Origin of the sequence: Plastoroseomonas arctica (genome assembly GCF_018128965.1) — a bacterium.
GTDB lineage: Bacteria > Pseudomonadota > Alphaproteobacteria > Acetobacterales > Acetobacteraceae > Plastoroseomonas > Plastoroseomonas arctica.
Genome location: NZ_JAAEDH010000002.1, coordinates 55,723 through 74,506, shown reverse-complemented (window position 1 = coordinate 74,506; position 18,784 = coordinate 55,723). Strand labels below are relative to the sequence as shown.

At 68.7% G+C, this 18,784-nt stretch carries 20 protein-coding genes and 1 tRNA gene; 7 read left to right on the top strand and 14 right to left on the bottom strand.

Annotated features, from left to right (window positions below):
- Positions 1 to 8: 8 nt before the first annotated feature.
- From GXW79_RS02525 to GXW79_RS02475, 11 genes are all read right to left on the bottom strand, one after another.
- Positions 9 to 332: a hypothetical protein gene (locus GXW79_RS02525; protein WP_211872654.1), complete on the bottom strand. Its 324-nt coding sequence runs from the start codon at positions 330 to 332 to the stop codon at positions 9 to 11.
- Entirely contained in the window at positions 329 to 1,825 is a 1,497-nt protein-coding gene (locus GXW79_RS02520) for a type II and III secretion system protein family protein (protein ID WP_211872653.1), read from the bottom strand. The genes GXW79_RS02525 and GXW79_RS02520 overlap by 4 nt, the downstream gene beginning before the upstream one ends.
- A complete protein-coding gene (cpaB, locus tag GXW79_RS02515; protein WP_211872652.1) occupies positions 1,825 to 2,670 on the bottom strand; it encodes a Flp pilus assembly protein CpaB in 846 nt (281 codons plus the stop codon). Before cpaB ends, GXW79_RS02520 begins: the two co-directional genes overlap by 1 nt.
- Before the next feature lie 620 nt (positions 2,671 to 3,290).
- Positions 3,291 to 3,458, bottom strand: coding sequence for a Flp family type IVb pilin (locus GXW79_RS02510; protein ID WP_211872651.1), 168 nt, complete (start codon positions 3,456 to 3,458; stop codon positions 3,291 to 3,293).
- A gap of 190 nt (positions 3,459 to 3,648) precedes the next feature.
- The gene (locus GXW79_RS02505; RefSeq protein ID WP_211872650.1) at positions 3,649 to 3,816 is read right to left on the bottom strand and encodes a Flp family type IVb pilin; all 168 of its coding nucleotides are present in this window, start codon (positions 3,814 to 3,816) and stop codon (positions 3,649 to 3,651) included.
- 268 nt (positions 3,817 to 4,084) lie between these two features.
- Positions 4,085 to 4,603 carry an A24 family peptidase gene (locus GXW79_RS02500; protein WP_211872649.1) on the bottom strand — a complete coding sequence of 173 codons (519 nt, stop codon included), beginning with the start codon at positions 4,601 to 4,603 and terminating at the stop codon, positions 4,085 to 4,087.
- A 658-nt stretch (positions 4,604 to 5,261) separates the two neighbouring features.
- Complete coding sequence (locus tag GXW79_RS02495; RefSeq protein ID WP_211872648.1) at positions 5,262 to 6,020, bottom strand: lytic transglycosylase domain-containing protein; 759 nt, start codon at positions 6,018 to 6,020, stop codon at positions 5,262 to 5,264.
- Positions 6,021 to 6,093: 73 nt separating this feature from the next.
- Positions 6,094 to 6,816: a pyridoxine 5'-phosphate synthase gene (locus GXW79_RS02490; RefSeq protein WP_211872647.1), complete on the bottom strand. Its 723-nt coding sequence runs from the start codon at positions 6,814 to 6,816 to the stop codon at positions 6,094 to 6,096.
- Complete coding sequence (pdxA, locus tag GXW79_RS02485; protein ID WP_211872646.1) at positions 6,813 to 7,781, bottom strand: 4-hydroxythreonine-4-phosphate dehydrogenase PdxA; 969 nt, start codon at positions 7,779 to 7,781, stop codon at positions 6,813 to 6,815. Before pdxA ends, GXW79_RS02490 begins: the two co-directional genes overlap by 4 nt.
- Positions 7,782 to 7,905: 124 nt before the next feature.
- Positions 7,906 to 8,988, bottom strand: a complete 1,083-nt coding sequence (locus GXW79_RS02480; RefSeq protein ID WP_211872645.1) for an amidohydrolase family protein — start codon at positions 8,986 to 8,988, stop codon at positions 7,906 to 7,908.
- A gap of 72 nt (positions 8,989 to 9,060) precedes the next feature.
- Positions 9,061 to 9,621 carry a hypothetical protein gene (locus tag GXW79_RS02475; RefSeq protein ID WP_211872644.1) on the bottom strand — a complete coding sequence of 187 codons (561 nt, stop codon included), beginning with the start codon at positions 9,619 to 9,621 and terminating at the stop codon, positions 9,061 to 9,063.
- 100 nt (positions 9,622 to 9,721) lie between these two features.
- Between GXW79_RS02475 and GXW79_RS02470 the strand changes: the two genes are divergently transcribed.
- The 4 genes from GXW79_RS02470 (at position 9,722) to GXW79_RS02455 (ending at position 13,429) form a co-directional block, all read left to right on the top strand.
- Positions 9,722 to 10,861, top strand: a complete 1,140-nt coding sequence (locus tag GXW79_RS02470; RefSeq protein WP_211872643.1) for an acyl-CoA dehydrogenase family protein — start codon at positions 9,722 to 9,724, stop codon at positions 10,859 to 10,861.
- A gap of 42 nt (positions 10,862 to 10,903) precedes the next feature.
- Positions 10,904 to 11,347: a hypothetical protein gene (locus GXW79_RS02465; RefSeq protein WP_211872642.1), complete on the top strand. Its 444-nt coding sequence runs from the start codon at positions 10,904 to 10,906 to the stop codon at positions 11,345 to 11,347.
- 63 nt (positions 11,348 to 11,410) lie between these two features.
- Positions 11,411 to 12,808 (top strand): M20 family metallopeptidase, encoded by a 1,398-nt coding sequence (locus GXW79_RS02460; RefSeq protein ID WP_211872641.1) that lies wholly within the window; start codon positions 11,411 to 11,413, stop codon positions 12,806 to 12,808.
- Positions 12,809 to 12,904: 96 nt separating this feature from the next.
- A complete protein-coding gene (locus GXW79_RS02455) occupies positions 12,905 to 13,429 on the top strand; it encodes an EF-hand domain-containing protein (protein WP_211872640.1) in 525 nt (174 codons plus the stop codon).
- A gap of 39 nt (positions 13,430 to 13,468) precedes the next feature.
- On the opposite strand, the gene GXW79_RS02450 is transcribed toward GXW79_RS02455, so the two are convergent.
- Positions 13,469 to 13,759 carry a hypothetical protein gene (locus GXW79_RS02450; RefSeq protein WP_211872639.1) on the bottom strand — a complete coding sequence of 97 codons (291 nt, stop codon included), beginning with the start codon at positions 13,757 to 13,759 and terminating at the stop codon, positions 13,469 to 13,471.
- Positions 13,760 to 13,843: 84 nt separating this feature from the next.
- Here GXW79_RS02450 and GXW79_RS02445 point away from each other — a divergent pair, with 84 nt between their 5' ends.
- Complete coding sequence (locus GXW79_RS02445) at positions 13,844 to 16,795, top strand: class I SAM-dependent methyltransferase (protein ID WP_246503685.1); 2,952 nt, start codon at positions 13,844 to 13,846, stop codon at positions 16,793 to 16,795.
- A 23-nt stretch (positions 16,796 to 16,818) separates the two neighbouring features.
- On the opposite strand, the gene GXW79_RS02440 is transcribed toward GXW79_RS02445, so the two are convergent.
- A tRNA-Val gene (locus GXW79_RS02440) sits at positions 16,819 to 16,893 on the bottom strand.
- Between the two features lie 102 nt (positions 16,894 to 16,995).
- Here GXW79_RS02440 and GXW79_RS02435 point away from each other — a divergent pair.
- Entirely contained in the window at positions 16,996 to 17,760 is a 765-nt protein-coding gene (locus tag GXW79_RS02435) for a DUF3108 domain-containing protein (RefSeq protein ID WP_211872637.1), read from the top strand.
- On the opposite strand, the gene GXW79_RS02430 is transcribed toward GXW79_RS02435, so the two are convergent.
- On the bottom strand, positions 17,744 to 18,406 hold the full coding sequence (locus GXW79_RS02430) for an HAD hydrolase-like protein (protein WP_211872636.1): 663 nt from the start codon (positions 18,404 to 18,406) through the stop codon (positions 17,744 to 17,746). The genes GXW79_RS02435 and GXW79_RS02430 overlap by 17 nt on opposite strands.
- A gap of 78 nt (positions 18,407 to 18,484) precedes the next feature.
- Between GXW79_RS02430 and GXW79_RS02425 the strand changes: the two genes are divergently transcribed.
- The gene (locus tag GXW79_RS02425; RefSeq protein WP_211872635.1) at positions 18,485 to 18,760 is read left to right on the top strand and encodes a hypothetical protein; all 276 of its coding nucleotides are present in this window, start codon (positions 18,485 to 18,487) and stop codon (positions 18,758 to 18,760) included.
- Positions 18,761 to 18,784: the final 24 nt, after the last annotated feature.

Below are 18,784 nucleotides of genomic sequence, written 5' to 3'. Positions count from 1 at the left end.
GGGGGACATCAGTTTGTCCCTCCACCGACACCGCCGGCGGAGGAGACGGCCGGCAAGGCGGTTTCCCGCGCGCCTGTCGTCGAGCTTCGCGCACTGCGGAAGCGTGACAGCGCATCGGTGGCAAGCTGGGCATCCGAGCCGCGCTCGGCGACACCCTGCTGGTAGTCGCGCGGATCGGCCACCATCAGGCGCAGATTGGCCTCGTTCGCGCCGCTCGGGCGCCAGTTGCCGTCGCGCGTGTAAGGATCGAGCCCACAGCCCGACAATGCGAGAAGCGCGACCCCGAGGATCGCGCCGCTTCGCCGGCTTTTCGCTTGAAACGACTCGGTCATGGCAGGCTGAACCCCGCTTCCCCAGGCATGTTCGGTGGCCGGCCGCGCGTGCGCGCCACCTGCCGCAACAGCAGATAGCGATCGACGTCGTCCGGGATCGGCGCCGAGGCGGTCGGCTCCCTCAGGGCGTTGGGATCGCTGACCGGGCGCACCAGGTACGGCGTGATGATGATCACGAGCTCGGTCTCGTTCCGCTGGTAGCGGTCGGAGCGGAGCAGCGCGCCCAGGATCGGGATCTCGCCAAGCCAGGGCAGCGCGCGGCTGGACCGGCGGGAGGTGTCCGAAAGCAGCCCGGCGATCGCGAAGCTCTGGCCGGAACCGACCTCGACCGTCGTCTCGGCGCGGCGGATGGTCAGGCCCGGGACCGTCGTGCTGGTCGAAGTGGAGCCATTGCTGATGGTGAAGGAGCCGACATCGCTGATCTCGCTGACCTCCGGGCGCACCCGCAACAGGATGCGCCCCTGGCTCAGCACGGTCGGCACGAAGGCGAGCGAAATGCCGTAGCTGCGATAGGTCACCGTCACCGTATTGTTGGTGGTGCCGCCGCCGGCAACCGGAATGGGGAATTCGCCGCCGACCAGGAAGGAGGCGGATTCGCCGCTCATCGCAGTGAGCGTCGGCTCAGCCAGGACCCGCGCCAGCTGGTCCTCGGCGAGCGCGCTGATCAGCGCGTCGAGGTTGAAGCCATTGCCTGCGAAGGTGCCGCGAATGAGATTGGCGGTGGTGGAGCCGAAGCCGGTCGCCGTGGTGGCGCCGATGGCCAGTCGGCCGATGGTGCCGACATTGGTCCAGTCGATCCCGAGTTGCCGCGTCACTTGGCGCGACACCTCGGCGATGCGCACCCGCAGCGTCACCTGCGTCTGGCCGAGGATCGTGAGGCGGTTCTCGACGCCGCCGGTGGGCGAGATCGCGGTGTTGGTCGCCGCCGCGCCGCCGGGCGGGGTGGTGCCGGACGAGCCGACGTAGCCACGGGCGATACGCACCGCCTGCTCGGCCTCGTTTGCATTGGCGACCTCGCCGTACAGCGCCAGCCCGTCGCCACGCTGCTCGACGCGCACGCGACGGCCGGGCAGGGCGCGCGCGATCGCGGCCGCCGCTTCGCCCGCGCCATAGGCGGAGGGCCGCACGGTCACTTCGAACTGCGCGATCGGCACGCCGGCGGAATCGAGCGCGGCGACCGTGGTGCGGCCCGGACCGGTGCCGAGGATGAACAACGTCGTCGGGCTCGCGGCGCGGACCTCGGCGACCGCGGGGTCGGCGGCGAAGACGCTGGTCGCCGCGCGCGGCAGCTGCACCACCCGCCCGATCCCGGCATTGAGTGCGACTGGCTGGCCGGCGCGCTGGACCAGCGAGCGCGCGTCGACCACCGGCTGGGCGTTGACCGGCACCGGGCTGACCATCTGCCCATGCGCGGTGCCCGCCAGGGACAAGGTGAGCGCCAGGGCGGGAACAGACGCGGCGTGGCGCGCCCAGCGGCTCACGAACATGATCATCAGAAGCGCGTCTCCTCACGTGGGCGGACGCCCATGAATATGTGAAGGACGGAGGCAGGTCCGGGTATCGTTTGCGTCTGGCGCAGCGCCGAGGAGGCATCGCCGCCCCAGACCACGCTCGACTCGCTCTGCGCAACATCCTCGGACGCATCCTGGGCCGGACGCAGGATGAGGGAAAGCAAACCGAGCCGACGGGCCACCGAAAGCCGCTCGGCCTGCGGTACCGAAACCTCGAGCGTGACGACGCGCGCCGCGCGGAAGCCTTCGGCGGCGTCGCCGATGGCGCCCTGCACCAGGTTCTGGTCGACCGCGATCACGCGCGCATCCTGAGCCACGACCTCGCCGGAGGTGCGCCGTGCGAGCAGAGCGGCTTCCTCGCGCGGGAGTTGCTGCGTCAGCATCACATCGACCCGGTCACCCGGCCAGATCAGGCCGGCCGCGCCGCTTACCTGGTCCACCGCGATCGGCATGGCGCGCATGTTGGGCGAGAGCGAGGCGGCCAGATAGCCGCGGTCACCGGGCAGCACCACGTCCTGGTCGAGGATGATGTCGCCCTCGCGCAGCGAGCGGCGCAGCAGCGCGCCCTGGATTCCGGACCGGTTTTCGCGGGTTTCGAGGCGTGCATCGCTCGGGACGTTGGTCGCGAGCATGCTGACGCCCATCAGGTCTTCGGGGCGGAGCAGCGAGCCGGCGCGCAGCGTGCGCGACGCGACGAGGACCAACACCCGCTGGGGCGGTGCCGGCGGCGGTGGCGTGGGAGCGGCCGCGACCTGAGGCTCTGGAACGGCCTCCGGCTGGAGGCTGATCCAGGCCACGGCGCCGATGCCGACGAAACCGACCAGCATCACAATCATCAATAGAGCGCGGAGCATGTAGCCACCCTGATCCTGGCCGCTTGGAGCATTACGCGGGCCTGCCTATCCAGCGGCGTACCAGGCAGGCATCGAAGCCGAGGCGTTCGCCGGAACCCCGCGCCATCCGCGCATTCGCGACGAATCTTGCGTCCGGCATTCCTGCAAAGACCACCAAAAGCGACCGTCAAAACGAGACGAACTTTGGTACTTTAGAGCAAAAAAAGAACGAATGCCAGGAGCATCTGGCACTAGTCTGTATCATCGGTACGGAGAGTAGAAAAAACTCCGCACCAAACCTTTAAGATAAAGCCACCAGACCGATTTATCCGATCCAATGAGTAGAAACCCCTTGCTAATTCTAAGAAACAATAATCAAAAACTTTAGATTGTATAAAAAATGTCACTTAAGGCAGCGATGCAAACGGCTTGTTGAAGCCACCTTTGCTATCCATCAAAATTTTACGCAGAGCAGCTTGATCGGGCTTTTAGAAATATTGTTCTTTACCAAGCAGAACCTTGGCAAAAAGCGTTCGGCCGGGTCGTTGCTCACCTAGTCTCACAATCGGCACCCATGCTTTCGTGGCAGCGCCGGTAAGCAAGCCACCCAATGATCAAAGCGAGCTGGCGACCAGGTTGAAGCTGTTGGCAAGCTTGTTCCCGACCAGCGTGATGCCCGCGATGATGCCGACCACGATCAGTGAGGCCAGAAGGCTGTACTCGAGCGCGGTAATGCCCCTTTTGTCCTTGAGGGAAGCGACGATGACGTTGAACGTCGACATGGTCTTCTCCGTCTCAGAATCGGCGCGCCGAAATCCTTTCTAATGCCGGTCCGGCGGCTTCGCGGCTGATGGGTGAGGAGAAAAAACTCCGCCGCGCATGGCAGAACGTCCGAGCGGACTTGGACATTCACGCCATGCGCAGCGAAAGCGTTATGCCGCGGCGCAGCAGCGCCGCAGCATCGTCGGCCCCTTAGAGAGAGCTGGCGATCGTGTTGAAGGTGTTCTTCAGCTTGTTGCCGATCAGCGAGATGCCGGTGATGATGCCGACAACGATCAGCGAGGCCAGCAGGCCGTATTCGAGAGCGGTGATGGCCTTGCGGTCCTTGATGACGGCGCGGAGGGTCTTGATCACGTACATGGTTACAATCCTTACGATGCCGCACGCGGCGGCGTTACCCCCGGAATCCTGACCACCCACAGGGGCGGGCGGGCGATCCAGGCGCGTTCCGGGGAGAGCGCACCCAGCCTGTCTCGGCTCACGTGGAACCGTTTGACCTCTGAAAACGAACGCAGCGGTCCGGCATCAATTTGATGGCAGATCGTTGCCACTTCGTTAATTCGGCGTCCATCGCTATCATTGCGTCCGTAAATACACAATCCTGTGATCAACCATAAGGTGATTTTTTTCAGGGCAGCATTCCGGCGCCCCATGTCACCCATAGAGTTCCCGCAGCGATCGCAACGGCGTAGGGCAGCGGTCCGCCGCGACGGATGCGCCTTGCTTCCATGCGCCAGATGCGCGCCAAGCCCCGGCGCGGTTGGCCTGTCACCCGCGAGGGCGCCGGCACGATGCGGCGCAGCAAGATGAAGAGAAGCGCAAGAGCGCCGCCCGCCAGAGCGATGGCGGCGATCAGGGCGGCCACATCCCAGGCTGGCACGAGCGTTGTCACGGCGGCGAGAAGCTTGACGTCGCCGCCGCCGAGCAGGGCGAAACGCCAGGCCATCACGCAGAGGGCGAACACCATCACCGCCGCAAAAAGCGACCAGGCCCAGTCCCCTGCACCGATCCTCAAGACCAAGCCCAGACACAAAATTGCTACGGATAGCCAGTTGGGTATCAATCGAACCACAATATCGTGTAACGCCGCTATGATCAGCAGCACCAAAGCAAGCGGCATGATCAGCGGAAGAAGAGTGAGCATCATGCATCACCAAGGGTAAAGGGATGGCATCATGCGTAAGGACCGGCATCATGTTCGTCACAACGGCAAGCAAACAGACCGATACGACGACTGTATCCCTAGACCGGCCAATGTCGGTTGAAGGAAAAACAAGAGAACTCCCCCTCGCGCAGACATCAAGACAGCCGACGATACGGCTCTCATTGCGAGGCCAGTCCAAATTGATCTCGCTGGCGGAACTTGACGTCAGTTAAAGATATACACAAGCAGAAAATTGCATGCGGCTTCGCCGCTGGTAAAATTACAACTTGAAAGTGTGAGGAGAACGCTCATACTTGCCATAAAATTTAGATAATCTTCATTCGGTGAGTTTGCCTCAGCGGAAGCGGATTTTCAACCTTCTGGCGTCGACCGCATTGCAACCTCGGATGCGCGAGCTGATGGGAAACGGTAGCAGGGTACTGGAGCTGTGCCATCCATCTTAAAAGTAAGTGGTTTCCTGTTGAGTAATAATGACATCAACATCTATCGATACTCTGCAGATACCACAGTAGTAACGTTTGTCATCCGATCCAATCGAGTTGCGCTTGTTCACCTCTTGCACGGATCGGTGACGTCAATACGGCTCGACACTACCCAGCCACGCCGGAATAATTGCTGCATTGCAGCGAAATCGGTCGCCCTAGCGGCGCCGCCCCATCACGATGATCACCGGCAGGCCGGGACGTGTTGGCAAAGTCGCCGGTAGTACGGGCGACGGACCAACCACGCGCAGATCGGCGGGCGCGTTGGATGGAGATCGCCGGCGCGGCGTCGGACCCTCGACGCGCACGAGCGCAGCGGCCGGCGAGAGCATCACCGTGTACCAATCCCGCACCGGCGCCGCCCCGCCCCCCGCGGGGATCGGCCGGCCCGCCATGGCGGCGAGCACCCGTTCCCGATAGGGCTGCGCCCGCTCTGCCGTGGCCGAGTGGTAGCGACCGATTGCCGCGTCCCAGCCCACCTGCGCCTGCAGCTGGCGCAGGAAGCGCGCCGCGTAGCGGGCATTGGCGAGCGGATCGAATGCCTCCGCCAGGCTTGCGAAGGCCAGAGGGTGGTGCATCAGGTTGATCTGCATGCAGCCGACATCGACGGAGCGCACACCGCGCGCGGCGTATTCCTGCACCAGGATGATGGCCTCCGCCTGACTGTTGGCATAGCGCCCCTCGCCGCCGGCATTGATCGCCCAGGGCCAGGGTTCGACGCGCCCTGAGAGCGGCTCGCGGCGGCCGCTTTCCACGCGTGCGATCGCCGCCATCATGCCTGCCGGGATCCCGGCCTCGTTCGAAGCCTGCTCGATCGCCGGGCGGCAGATGGACCAGGGATCAACCGGCTGCGCCGCTGCCCCGCCCGAAACCAGTGCCAGCGCGATCAGGAATGCTCGAGGCGCTGCACGTTGCATGCGGGCACCGTAACGATGGCGGAGCGCGGTTCAAGCCATTCGTTCCGCGCGGCCGGATGCCGCAGGGGCAGCGCTATCCGGCGCGCGCCTGCTTGATGATGGATTTGAAGCGCGCGATCACGTTGGGCAGGCCTTCGAAAATGCTCTGCCCGATCAGGAAGTGGCCGATGCTGACCTCGGAGATCTCGGGGAAGGCGGCAACCGGCGGCAGCGTGTCGTAGCTCAGCCCGTGACCCGCATGGACGATGAGGCCGGCGGTTGCCGCGACGCGCGCACCCTCCGCAAGCCGCGCCAGATGGGCCGGCGTGGGGTCGTCGGCATAGGCGCCGGTGTGCAGCTCGATGGCCTGGGCGCCGATGGCGCGCGCCGCCTCGATCTGCCCGGCATCGGCCTCGATGAAGATCGCGACTTCGATGCCCGCCCCGGCCAGGCGCGCGACCGCTTCGCGCAAGGGCGCGCCGGCGGCGAGGATGTCGAGCCCGCCTTCAGTCGTGAGCTCCGCGCGCTTTTCGGGGACGATGCAGCAGGCCGGCGGCCGCAGCTTGAGCGCGAGGGCAATCATCTCCTCGGTCGCGGCCATTTCGAAGTTGAGGCGGCCATCGACCTCGGCGGCAACGCGCGCGAGGTCATTGTCGCGGATGTGGCGGCGGTCTTCACGCAGGTGGATGGTGATGCCGTCGGCACCCGCCTGCATCGCGAGCTTCGCCGCCTTGACCGGGCAGGGGTGAGAGCCGCCGCGGGCATTCCGCAGCGTTGCCACATGGTCGATGTTCACCGAGAGGGCGAGGGGGTTCATGCGTTGCGCCTTTGCGCGATCTCGGCGGCGAGCCGGATGGCGGCGATGAGGGAGGAGGCGTCCGCGCGGCCGGTCCCTGCGATATCGAGCGCGGTGCCGTGGTCCGGGCTGGTGCGCACGATGGACAGGCCGAGGGTGACGTTCACGCCGCCATCCATGTCCAGCGCCTTGATCGGGATCAGCGCCTGGTCGTGATAGAGGCAGATCGCGGCGTCGTAGCCAGGTCGGGCTTTCGCAGTGAACATCGTGTCGGGCGGCATCGGGCCGCGCGCGTCGATGCCCTCGGCGCGCAGCGCCGCGACCGCGGGGGCGACGATGTCGATCTCCTCGCGGCCAAGCGTGCCGGCTTCACCCGCGTGCGGATTGAGGCCGGCGATGGCCAGGCGCGGTCTTGCGATGCCGAAGTCGCGGATCAGCGCGGCGTGCGCGATGCGGGCATGGGTGATGATGAGCTCGGGCGTGAGGCGCGCGATGGCCTGGGCGAGGGGTTCGTGCACCGTGATCGGCACGACGCGCAGCATGGGTGAGGCGAGCATCATCACGGCCGGCACGCCGGTGCCGGCGATCTCGCCGAGGAACTCCGTATGGCCGGGATGGCGGAAGCCGGCCGCGTAGAGCGACGCCTTCTGGATGGGATTGGTGACGACGGCGCCCGCGCGTCCGGCCTTGGCGAGCATCACCGCTTCTTCAATGGATGCGATGATGGCGGGCGCATGCGCCTGGCTGGGGTGGCCGGGGGTAACCTGGGTGGGTAGGGGGCGATGCAAGATGGGCAGCGCCTCGGCGAAGGCGGCGGCGGCCTGTTCGGGTGCGGTGATTTCCTCGACCGGGACGCCGCGGATGCCGCTGATGTCACCGATGAGGAAGAAGGGCGTCGTTCCCTCGCGCAGCGTGGACCAGGCGGCGCCCGCGATCTCGAAGCCGATGCCGGCGGGTTCGCCCATGGTGAGTGCGAGGGGGGTCATGCGGGGATGGTGGGGGGTGTTGCTGGGACGGGCAAGGTTTAGCGTTGCCTCAGCCGCGCAACCAGAAAGCCAAAAATTAGGAGAAGGGGGTGCAGGGGAATTCTCTCCCCCGCCGCTTGCTGGTTCAGACCGGGATATTCAGCAACCGCGCCGCTGTCCCCCCCAGCACCGCCACCATCTGCTCCGGCGTCAGCGATTCACACGCCAGCACATGATCCACCGGTCGCATCTGCCACGGGAACGGATAATCGCTCCCGAGCACGATCTGCGCTGCCCCCACCTGCGCCGCCAGATGCCGGATCGCTTCGGGCGAAAACACCAGGCTGTCGAACCAGATCTGGTTCAGGTACTCGGAGGGACGCTTGCGCAGCGTGATCGCCGCGTTGCACCCGGAGGGATTCACCATGCAGGCGTGGTCGGACCGGTCCGCGTAGCTCGGCAGGAAGCCGCCGCCATGGGCCGCGATGATCTTCAGCCCCGGGTGCCGGTCGAGCGTGCCTTCGAAGATCAGGTGCGACAGAGCGATGGTGGTGTCGAGCGGGTTGCCGATGGTGTTGCCCAGCCAGCCATTGCCGGCGAAGCGGCGGTTCAATTCGGGTGTGCCCATCGGGTGGATGAACAGCACCGCGCCCAGCTCCTCCGCCTTGGCCCAGACGGGGGCGAAGCGCGGGTCGGAGAACTCCACGCCATCCACATTGGCGGCGATGGCGGCGCCCTTGAGCCCCTGGCGGCGAAACGCCGTCTCCAGTTCCTGCACGGCGAGTGCCGGGTCCTGCAGGGTCAGCGAGCAGAATCCGGCGAAGCGGTCCGGATGGGCGGCGCAGAGCTCCGCCATCTTCTCGTTGTTAATGCGCACGATGCCGGCGGCCAGGTCGCGCGGCTTGTTGTACCAGTAGGGGTTGACCGAGAGCACTTCCATGTCGACGCGCTGGGCATCCATGGCGGCGAAGCGCTGGGCGAGGGTGATGACCGTCTCGTCATTGCCGCGCACGGGGGAATTGGGGGGCGCCGCCTCGGCGCCGAGCTGGGCCGCGGCCTCGGCGAAGACGCAATGCGCGTGCACGTCGATGGTCTTCACCCGGCGGCCGCCCACGGCCACCGCCTCGCGCGGCGTCGTGCCGGTCTGGCCATGGGCGGCGTCGAGCAACCCGCAGGAGCAGAAGGCGACGCCGGCGAAAGCACCAAGGAGATTGCGGCGTGACGGCATGATCGGTTCCCCCTTATATTTTTACGGAGCGTGGCGCGTTTCCGCGCGGCGCGCCAGCCCGGCGATGCCGCCTCACTCCGCCCGCAGCACCACCAGGACACGCCGGCCGACGCCGGGGGACTGTTCCACCCTGAATTCGACGATGAAGGCGGCGTTGTCCTGCGTCGTTAGCCGGTAGCGAGCGCGCAGGCTGGGCGGGGGCAGGCCGCGCGGCACCGTCTCCTCGAACACCTGGTAGACCGCGCGGTGCAGCCGCCGGAGCATGCGGTCAATGGCGTCGAACAGGCCGCTTTCCTCGACGCCCACCAGGTCCATCAGGCAGGCGGCATCCTCGCGCCGGGCGATCAGCAGAACGCGGCCGGTATGGAGCAGGCTCCAGGCGCGGGCCGGGCCGCCGGGCATTATCCGCGCGACCAGCGCGGGATCGAGCACGGGGGTAAGGCCCAGCACCCTTGCGCCGTCACTCTGGTCTTCCGCCGGGAGGAACAGGCAGACCATGCCGAAGATCACCGAGGCGAGTTCGGCGAATTCGGCCTCGCCGGTCTGCGCCGCCGCCGGACGCGGCGCGGCCGACGCGGCGAGCAGCAGCAGGACGAGGCAGAAGCCGCGGGCGTGGCGAAGGGCGCGGGGCATGCGACTCTCCTGTGGCGTCGGATTGCGGCTAGGATGGAGCAGCCGCCAGGGACACGCAAAGCCGAACGGCCAGCGCCAGGACGCGTGAGGGAGACCAGCCATGCACGGTTTCGAACTGCCCGAGGAAACGCTTGCCCTGCAGGCCGTCGCCCGCGATTTCGCCCGCGACGTGCTGGTACCCAGCGCCATCGCCTGGGACGCGGCGCGGCACTTCCCGGTGGCCGAGATGCGGCAGGCGGCGGCCCTGGGCATGGCCGCGCTGTATGTGCGGGAGGCGTCCGGCGGCGCCGGTCTCACGCGCCTCGATGCCGCTGTGGTGTTCGAGGCGCTGGCGACCGGCTGTCCCACGATCTCGGCGTTCCTGTCCATCCACAATATGGTCGCCTGGATGGTGGACCGCTTCGGGAATGACGCGCAGCGCGCGGCCCTGCTGCCTGCGCTCATCACCATGGACCACATCGCCAGCTATGCGCTGACCGAGCCCGGTGCCGGCAGCGATGCGGCCGCACTGTCGACGCGCGCGCGGCGGGAGGGGGACGACTACATCCTCGACGGCACCAAGCAGTTCATCTCCGGGGCCGGCGTGTCGGACCTCTATCTCACCATGGTGCGCACCGGTGGCGAGGGTGCCGGCGGCGTCTCCGCATTTCTGGTGCCCAAGGAGACGCCGGGGCTGAGTTTTGGGGCGAATGAGAAGAAGATGGGCTGGAACGCGCAGCCGACGCGCCAGCTCATCTTCGAAGGCGCGCGGGTGCCAGCCTCGGCGCTGCTCGGCGCGGAAGGGCAGGGGTTCCGCTTCGCCATGGCGGGCCTCGATGGCGGCCGGGTGAACGTCGCGGCCTGCTCGCTCGGTGGCGCGGAAGCGGCGCTGGCGATCGCGCTGGACTACGTGAAGGAGCGGCGCGCCTTCGGGCGTCCGGTGGCGGATTTCCAGGCCACGCAGTTCCGCCTGGCCGACATGCGGACGGAGCTTGAGGCCGCGCGCGCGCTGCTGTGGCGTGCCGCAGGGAAGCTCGATGCGGGCGCGCCGGATGCGACGCCGTTCTGCGCCATGGCCAAGCGCTTCGTCACCGATACCGGGCACCAGGTGGCGGACCAAGCGCTGCAGCTGCTCGGCGGCTATGGATACCTGGCCGATTACGGGGTGGAGAAGATCGTGCGGGACCTGCGCGTGCACCGCATCCTGGAGGGCACCAACGAGATCATGCGGGTGATCATATCGCGCGCGATGCTCACCTAGCTCTTGCGACCAAAGGGTGAAATGCTGCTATTCATTTCACCCATGCGCATCATCGCCCCCGTCCTTGCCGTGCTGCTGCCCTGGACGGTGCAAGCACAGGCGCTCCGCCAGCAGGTCGTGCCGTCCGGCGATGTTGTCGCGATCGCACCCCGGGGTGTCCGTGCGCCGTCGCAGCCTGCCGTCGAGGTTGCCATCGCCGACCCCGCGGCCACCGGCGCGCGCATCGGCGCCGCCCCGCCCGGTTGGGTGCCGCCGCCCCGCCCGCTCTCCTTCGGGCGCAGTTTTTCGGGGTTTTCGGGCGAGGCGGATGGTCTTGGCGGCGCCGCGCTGCAGGCCGCACCCACCCTGCTGGGCCTAGCGGCGGTCGCGGCGCTGACCACGCTGTTCGGTGGCCGGCCCAGCGGCAACAGCGGTACCGGCAGCGGCGGCTCCGGCACCACCACCGCCACCACCTCCGGCATCGCGGCGCCGACCAGTACCCGTTGAGGCTGGACCGCGCGCCCGGGCGCGCTCAAACTCCCGTCCCGTCGCAAGCACTGGACCCTCCCCATGGCCACCCGCCAGGGCGCACTCGACCGCGCCGCCGCCCATTTCGACGATGGCAGCTTCAAAGCCCTGCTCACGGATCTGGTGGCCTTCCCCTCCACCAGCCAGGAAGCCGGCGCCGAGGACGCGCTGCACAGCTACCTCACTGACGCCATCACGCCCTGGGTCGAGCGCCTGGGTTTCACCGCCGTGATCCACGCCAACCCGCTGGACGGCTTCGGGCCGATCCTGACGGCCACGCGCATCGAGGACCCGGCGCTGCCGACCGTGCTGCTCTACGGCCATGGCGACACCGTGCGCGGACTGCCCGAGCAATGGCGCGCCGGGCTCGACCCCTGGACACTCACCGAGGAAGGCGACCGCTGGTACGGCCGCGGCACCGCCGACAACAAGGGCCAGCACGCGCTGAACCTCGCCGCCCTGGAAGCCGTGATCGCGGAACGCGGCGGCGAACTCGGCTTCAACGTGAAGCTGGTGCTGGAGATGGCGGAGGAGCGCGGCTCCAAAGGCCTGAAAGATTTCGTCGCGCAGAATGCCGAGCTGCTCGCCGCCGATGTTCTGATCGCCTCGGACGGTCCGCGCGTGGACCCCGGCACGCCCACCATTGCCGTCGGCACGCGCGGCACCTTCCATTTCGACCTGGTCGTGAAGCTGCGCGAGGGCGGGGTTCATTCCGGCCACTGGGGCGGGCTCACCCGTGACCCCGCGATCATCCTCGCCCATGCGCTGGCCTCCATGATGGACCGCAACGGCAAGGTCCTGGTGCGCGGCATCCTGCCGCCCTCGCTGCCCAATTCCGTGCGCGCCGTGCTCGATGGCTGCCCGCTGGGCGGTGGCGGCGACGCGGCGAAGATCGACCCCGGCTGGGGCGAGCCGGGCCTGTCGCCGGCCGAGAAGATCTATGGCTGGAACAGCCTCATCGTGCTGTCGATGATCTCCGGCCGGCCGGAAAACCCGGTCAATGCTGTCGCCCCCGATGCCCGCGCCCATTGCCAGATCCGCTACACGGTGGATTCCGATCCCGCCCTGTTCACCGATGCCATCCGCACCCATCTTGACGGCGCCGGCTTCCCCGAGGTCGCCGTCGAGGCCTCCTTCATCCGCATGCCGGCAAGCCGGACCGATGTGGACCACCCCTGGGTGCGCTGGGCGCAGGCGAGCCTGGCGGAGAGCCTGGGCAAGCGCGTGCAGATCATCCCCAACTCCTCAGGCGGGCTGCCGGGCGATGTCTTCGTGGACCATCTGGGCGTGCCGCTGGTCTGGGTGCCGCACAGCTACAATGGATGCAAGCAGCACGGGCCGGACGAACACCTGCTGATCGCGCCGGCGCGCGAGGGGCTGCTGGGGTTCGCCGGCATGTGGTGGGACCTGGGCGAAGGCGGGACCCCCGGGCGCGTCTGAACGGCACCGCCCGTTACCGTTTTTCACCGCCGGCGCAATGTGTTTGTTACAGCCTTGGTCCATGATCCGCCCATGAACAACAATCAGGGTAGATCAATGCGCAAGACTGCCACCATCGGCCTGCTCGCGGGCGTCATCGGCCTCGGCCTCGCGGGCGCCGCCGTCGCTCAGCACCGCCACGGCGGTCCGCGCGGCGAGGGCGGCTTCGCCGCCGGCGAGGCCTTCGCCCGCGCCGACGCCAACAATGATGGCCGCGTCACGATCGACGAGGGCCGCAGCTGGCTGCAGGCGCGCTTCGCCGAGGCGGATGCCGACCGCGATGGCGGCGTCACGATCGACGAGCTGGTCGCCTTCATGCAGACCCGCCGCGCCGCCGGCCGGCCGGCGCCGAGCGAGGAGATGCAGGTCCGCATCCGCGAGGGCCTGTCGCGCGGCTTCCGCTTCGTCGATGCCAATGGCGACGGCAAGGTGAGCCTGGCCGAGCTGACGCCCGTCGCCGAGGCGATGTTCCGCGCTGCGGACCGCAATGGGGATGGGGCGCTGGCGCGAGACGAGGTGCAGCCGCGGCGGGGACCGCGCGCGCCGCGCCCTGGGCCGGAGGCTGCGCCACCGGCGCGGTGACGCGACAAGGCGCTGGCCGCGAGGCCAGCGCCGAGGCGCTCAGTCGAGCACTTGGCCCTCATTCGCGATGGCGTAGAGGCGATCCAGCTCGGCATCGAATTCGCGCCAGAGCGGCTCGCCCTCCTCGGGCGGCAGCATCGTGTAGCCGGAGCGGAACGCGTTGTCGGCGGCCACGGCCTGGAGCATGTCGGTCCAGGGCATCGTCTCCGCCCCGCGCACCAGCGCGAGGAGGCGGTGCAGCCGCGCGCGAACCATGTCGAGAACTTCGGGCGGCACCGGGGGCGGCGGCTCCGGGGCGGCGGCGAAAAGGTCAGGCTGGGCGGCGGACATGGGAGGTGGGTAGCATCGCGCTCCGAGTCGGGGGTAGTGGGGATGGTGTGGCGGCGCGAAAGACTGCCGGAGATCGTGCGCGCCATGGCCGGGCGGCCGCGCCACGAGGCGCTGCGCGGGCTGATGACGGAATTGCTGCGCTCCGGCTTCGATGCGCCCTACGAAGAAATCAGCCATGAGGTGTACCTGACCAACCGCTCCGGGCGCATCGACACGATGTGGGGTGCGGCGGTGATCGAGCTGAAGTCGGACCTGCGCCGCGAATTGCCTGACGTGCTGGCGCGGCTGCCGGACTACCTGGCCGACGCCCAGGCCCGCGCGCCGGGCGGCCGGCCGCCAACCGGCATCGCGACCGATGGCGCGTTGTTCCTCGCCTATGGAACCGCCCAAGGCGGCGGCTTGCGCGAGCTGGCGCGGTTCGAGACCGATGCCGAGCAGCCCGAGGCGCTAATGGCCTGGCTGGAGCCGCTATTGTCCGAACGGCCGGACCTCGCGCCCGAACCCCGCGCGGTGGCGCAGGCCTTCGGGCGGACAAGCATGCTGTTCGGCGCCGCGAAGCTGGAACTGGACGTGATGTGGGCGCGGCTCCAGCACGACCCGGAGGTGCGGCTCAAGCGGGAGCTGTGGGACCGGCTTCTGGCGGAGGCCTATGGCGAGGCGGTGGGCGAGGATGCGCTGTTCCTCCAGCACACCTACCTGGTCACCGTGGTGAAGGCGATCGCGGCGCGGGTGCTCGACCTGCCGGTCGATGACCCGGCCGCGCTGCTCTCGGGCAAGGCGCTGGCCGATGAGGGCATCGCCGGCGCGGTGGAGGCGGATTTCTTCGACTGGCCGCTGCGTGCGCCCGAGGGGGCCGCGCTGGTCACGCGCATCGCGGCCCAGGCGGCGCGGTTCCGGCTACGCGATGTCGAGGCGGATGTGCTCAAGACGCTGTACGAGAGCCTGGTCGATCCGGACCAGCGGCATGATCTGGGCGAATACTACACGCCCGATTGGCTGGCCGGGCGGGTGGTGGCGGCGGCGGTGGCCGCACCGCTGAGCGAACGTGTGCTGGATCCCGCCTGCGGCTCGGGCACCTTCCTGTTCCATGCGCTGCGCCGGCTGATCGCGGCGGGGCAGGCGGCGGGCTGGGCGGGGCCGCGGATTCTCGAAGCCTGCGCGGACCAGGTGCGCGGGCTCGATGTGCATCCCGTGGCGGTCACGCTCGCGCGGGTGACCTGGCTGCTGGCGCTGGGCCGGCTGATCCTGGACCGGCCGGCGCGGCTGACCGTGCCGGTGTTCCTGGGCGATGCGATGCAGTGGAACCTGCGCCGCTACCTCGACCGCGCCGATGTGCTGGTGGAGGTGCCGGGCGACCCGCCCTTGCAGATCCCGGCCGGTTTCGCCGAGGACCAGGCGGCCTTCGAGCAGGGGCTGGACGTGCTGAACCGGGGGCTGCGCGAGGAGGCGAGTCCGGCGACGGTGGGGCGGCGCCTCGCGCGCATCGCCGGCGCCGTGCCCGCGGATGCCGCGGCGATGGCCGAGACCTTCGCGCGCTTGCAGGGGCTGTATCGCGCCGGGCGCAACGGCATCTGGACGTTTGTGTTTCGCAACCTCGTGCGGCCGGTGTGGCTGTCGCGGCCGGAGCAGCGGGCGGATGTGCTGGTGGGGAACCCGCCCTGGATCGTCTACCGGCACCTGAGCCCGGCGATGAAGGACCGGGTGCGGGAGGGGCTTGGCGAATATGGGCTGTGGGTGGGGGGCAACCTGGCCACGCAGCAGGACATGTTCGCGCTGTTCTGGGCGCGCGGGGCGGAGCGGTATCTGAAACCGGGCGGGCGCATCGGCTTCGTGCTGCCCTATGCGGTGCTGAACGCGAAGGTGTTTGCCGGGCTGCGGGCGGGGCTGATGCGCAGCGTGCAGGTGCGGGTGACGGGGGGCTGGGCGCTGGAACGGGTCTGGCCGATTTTCGGGGCGCAGTCGGGCAGCAGCACGACCAGCACCTGCGTGCTGTTCGGCGAGCGGGACGCGGCGGGCGGGGCGCCGGCGCAGATGGATCGCTGGGTGGGGCATCTGCCGCGCCGTGATGCGGGCGAGGCGGAGGCGGCGGCGGTGCTGGCGCATGCGCGCGTCGCCTGGCCGCGGGCGCGGACGCTGGAAGGGGTCTCGCCCTATCGGGCGCGGTTCCGGCAGGGGGCGACGCTGGTGCCGCGGCGGTTCTTCCTGGTGGAGATGGAGGCGGTGGGGCGGCTCGGCGGGCGGCGGGATGCACCGCGGGTGCGGGGCCGGGTTGGGGCCTTGGACAAGGCCCCTTGGACGTTGGTGGAGCCGCCGCGCGGGCCGGTGGAGGTGGCGTTCCTGCGGCAGGTGGCGCTGGGGGAAAGCGTGGCGCCGTTCCGGATGCTGGAGACGGTGACGACGGTGATTCCGATGGAAGATGGGCGCGTACTGGACGCGGCGGCGGCGCGGGAGGCTGGGCACGTCAATCTGGCGGCGTGGCTATCGGATGCCGAGGCGAAGTGGGCGGCGAATAGCAACAAAGCGACGGATGGTGGGCCGCGCATGACGCTGCGGGAGCGGATCAATCATCAGAGGCTGCTCGCCGTGCAGACGGAACCGGCATCCATGCGCGTCCTCTGCACCAAGGCGGGCACCAGGCTCAGCGCGGTCATCCTCGCGGAGAAAAACGCTGTGATCGACCACAAGGCGTATTGGGCGGCGGCCCGCTCGGTCGGTGAGGCAAGGTATCTCACGACGCTGCTGAACAGCGCGGCGGTGCTGGCGAAAATCACGGACCTCCAGCCGCACGGCCAGCGGGACAAGCGCGACTTCGACAACCTCGTCTGGACGCTGCCCATCCCCGAATTCGATGAATCCGACACCCTGCACCGCGATCTGGCCGCAGCCGCGGAGCGCGCCGAGCAGGTCGCAGCACAGGTCCCGCTGGAGGGGCACCGCCATTTCACCGCCAAGCGCCGGGCCATCCGCGCGGCGCTCATCGCCGACGGGATCGCGGCGGAGATGGAAGCCCTGGTGGACGCGCTGCTGCCGCCATGACGGCCAAGCCCTTCGGGCGCAACTGGTGGGTGCGACAGGGATTGAACCTGTGACCCTTGCCGTGTGAAGGCAATGCTCTACCGCTGAGCTACGCACCCGCAGCGACACGGTCGCCGGGGCGCCTCGGATACGGCGCGCTCCCGGGAGTGTCAAGCAGATCAGGGCTGGCCGATCGGCTGGCCTCGACCACATAACCATTCATGCGCAGTCTCTTCATCCTCCTGCTTCTTTTCGCGGTCCCGGCGCGCGGCGCGCCGGTCGACGTGACCTATACCCTCACCGCCCTGGGCATGAACGTGTTGGAGATCACCGCCCGGCTCGACGTCTCCGATCGTGGCTATCGGGTGGAGGCGCATTCGCAGACCACCGGTGCCGCCGCGCTGTTCGTCCGCGGCGGCCAGACGACCATCAGCGAAGGACAATGGCGCGGCGCCGAGGCCGTTCCGCTGCGCTATCGCGCGGATGGCGTCTGGCGGGGCGAGCAGCGCCGCACCCACCTCGACTTCGAGGGCAGCAGGCCGGTGCTGCGGAGCCTGCTGCCGGTGATGGAGCCGGAACGCGAGGCGGTGCCTCCGGCCCGCCTCACCGGCGCGATGGACACCCTCTCCGCCCTGATCTGGATGGCGCGGCTCGCCGGTCTCGGCGACCGCTGCGACGGCCGGACGATGACCTTCGACGGCCGGCGCTTGCAGGAATGGACGGCGCGTACCGAGGGCCGCCAGGAACTCGTGGCCGTTGGCGGCGCCTACCGCGCGCCGGCGCTGCGCTGCGCCATCACCACGCAGCTCATCGCCGGCTTCCGCAGCGATGAATCGCGCGAAACCACGGGCCGGGTGATCCCGGGCACCGTCTGGCTGGGGCTTGTCAGCCCGCATCTGCCGCCCATCCCGCTCCGCGTCGACATGGAGACCCGGATGTTCGGCACGGTCCGCGTCGACTTGGTGCGCGTCACCAACCCGCCCTGAGCCGCAGCGTCGCGACAAGCGGCGGGACTGCTGCCGGTTCCGGCGCGACTGGGGCGTCGCCCGCCATCGACGGGGGACCGTAGCCCCAGCCCGCGAAGATCGCCGGCAACCCGGCGCCGGCGGCGGCGACCACATCATTGGCGTGGTCACCGAGCATGATCGCGCGCGCGGCGTCGCCCCCGGCCATGACGAGCGTCGCCAGCAGATGACCCGGATCGGGCTTGCGCATGGGGAAGCTGTCGCCGCCGCCTATGCCATCAAGCAGCGGCATCAGCCCGAGGGTGTCGAGCATGGCGCGCGCCGGCGCCTCGGGTTTGTTGGTGCAGACCGCCAGCCGCCAGCCATCCGCGCGCAGCGCCGCCAGCATCTCCCGCACTCCTGGGAAGGGTCGCGTGAGCTCGGCGGCGCGCGGTGCGTAGTCATTGAGGAATTCACCCACGGCGCCAGGCGGCACCGCAAGGCCGCGGGCCGCGAAGCCGCGCTCGATCAGGGCGGCGACGCCATCGCCCACGAAGCCGGCGACGGTCGCATGCGCAAACCCCTCCTGGCCATGCGCGGCCATGAGTTGGTTCAGCGCCCGGGCAAGATCGGGCACGCTGTCCACCAAGGTGCCGTCCAGGTCGAGCAGGATCATCGGCGATGTCATGTGCTTCAAGTGTCCTCGACCAGCCTTGCGGACACCATGTCGGCCCTCAAAGCCTTCAACATGTCAAAATATTGTAGCATGGTCGCCGAGAGCCAGGCGCATTCGGTCTCACTCCGTACGCTCGACGAGGACGCGCCGCCGCCGCTTGCACACTACCCGGACCCGGCCTTCGTCGCCGCGTTCCTCGCCGGAATGCCAGTGGAGGTGGCGGCGAGTTTCTCCGCGCGCCAGCTCTTCGCAATCCAGCAGGCATTCGGTGCCCCCGACGCGCAACGGCGCCGCAAGCGTTGGCGCGCCTCGGTGCCGACGCCATGGGCGACCTACACGATGTCGCTGGCCTGGGACCGGGGCTGACGCCGCAGGCCGGAGCGCCGCAAC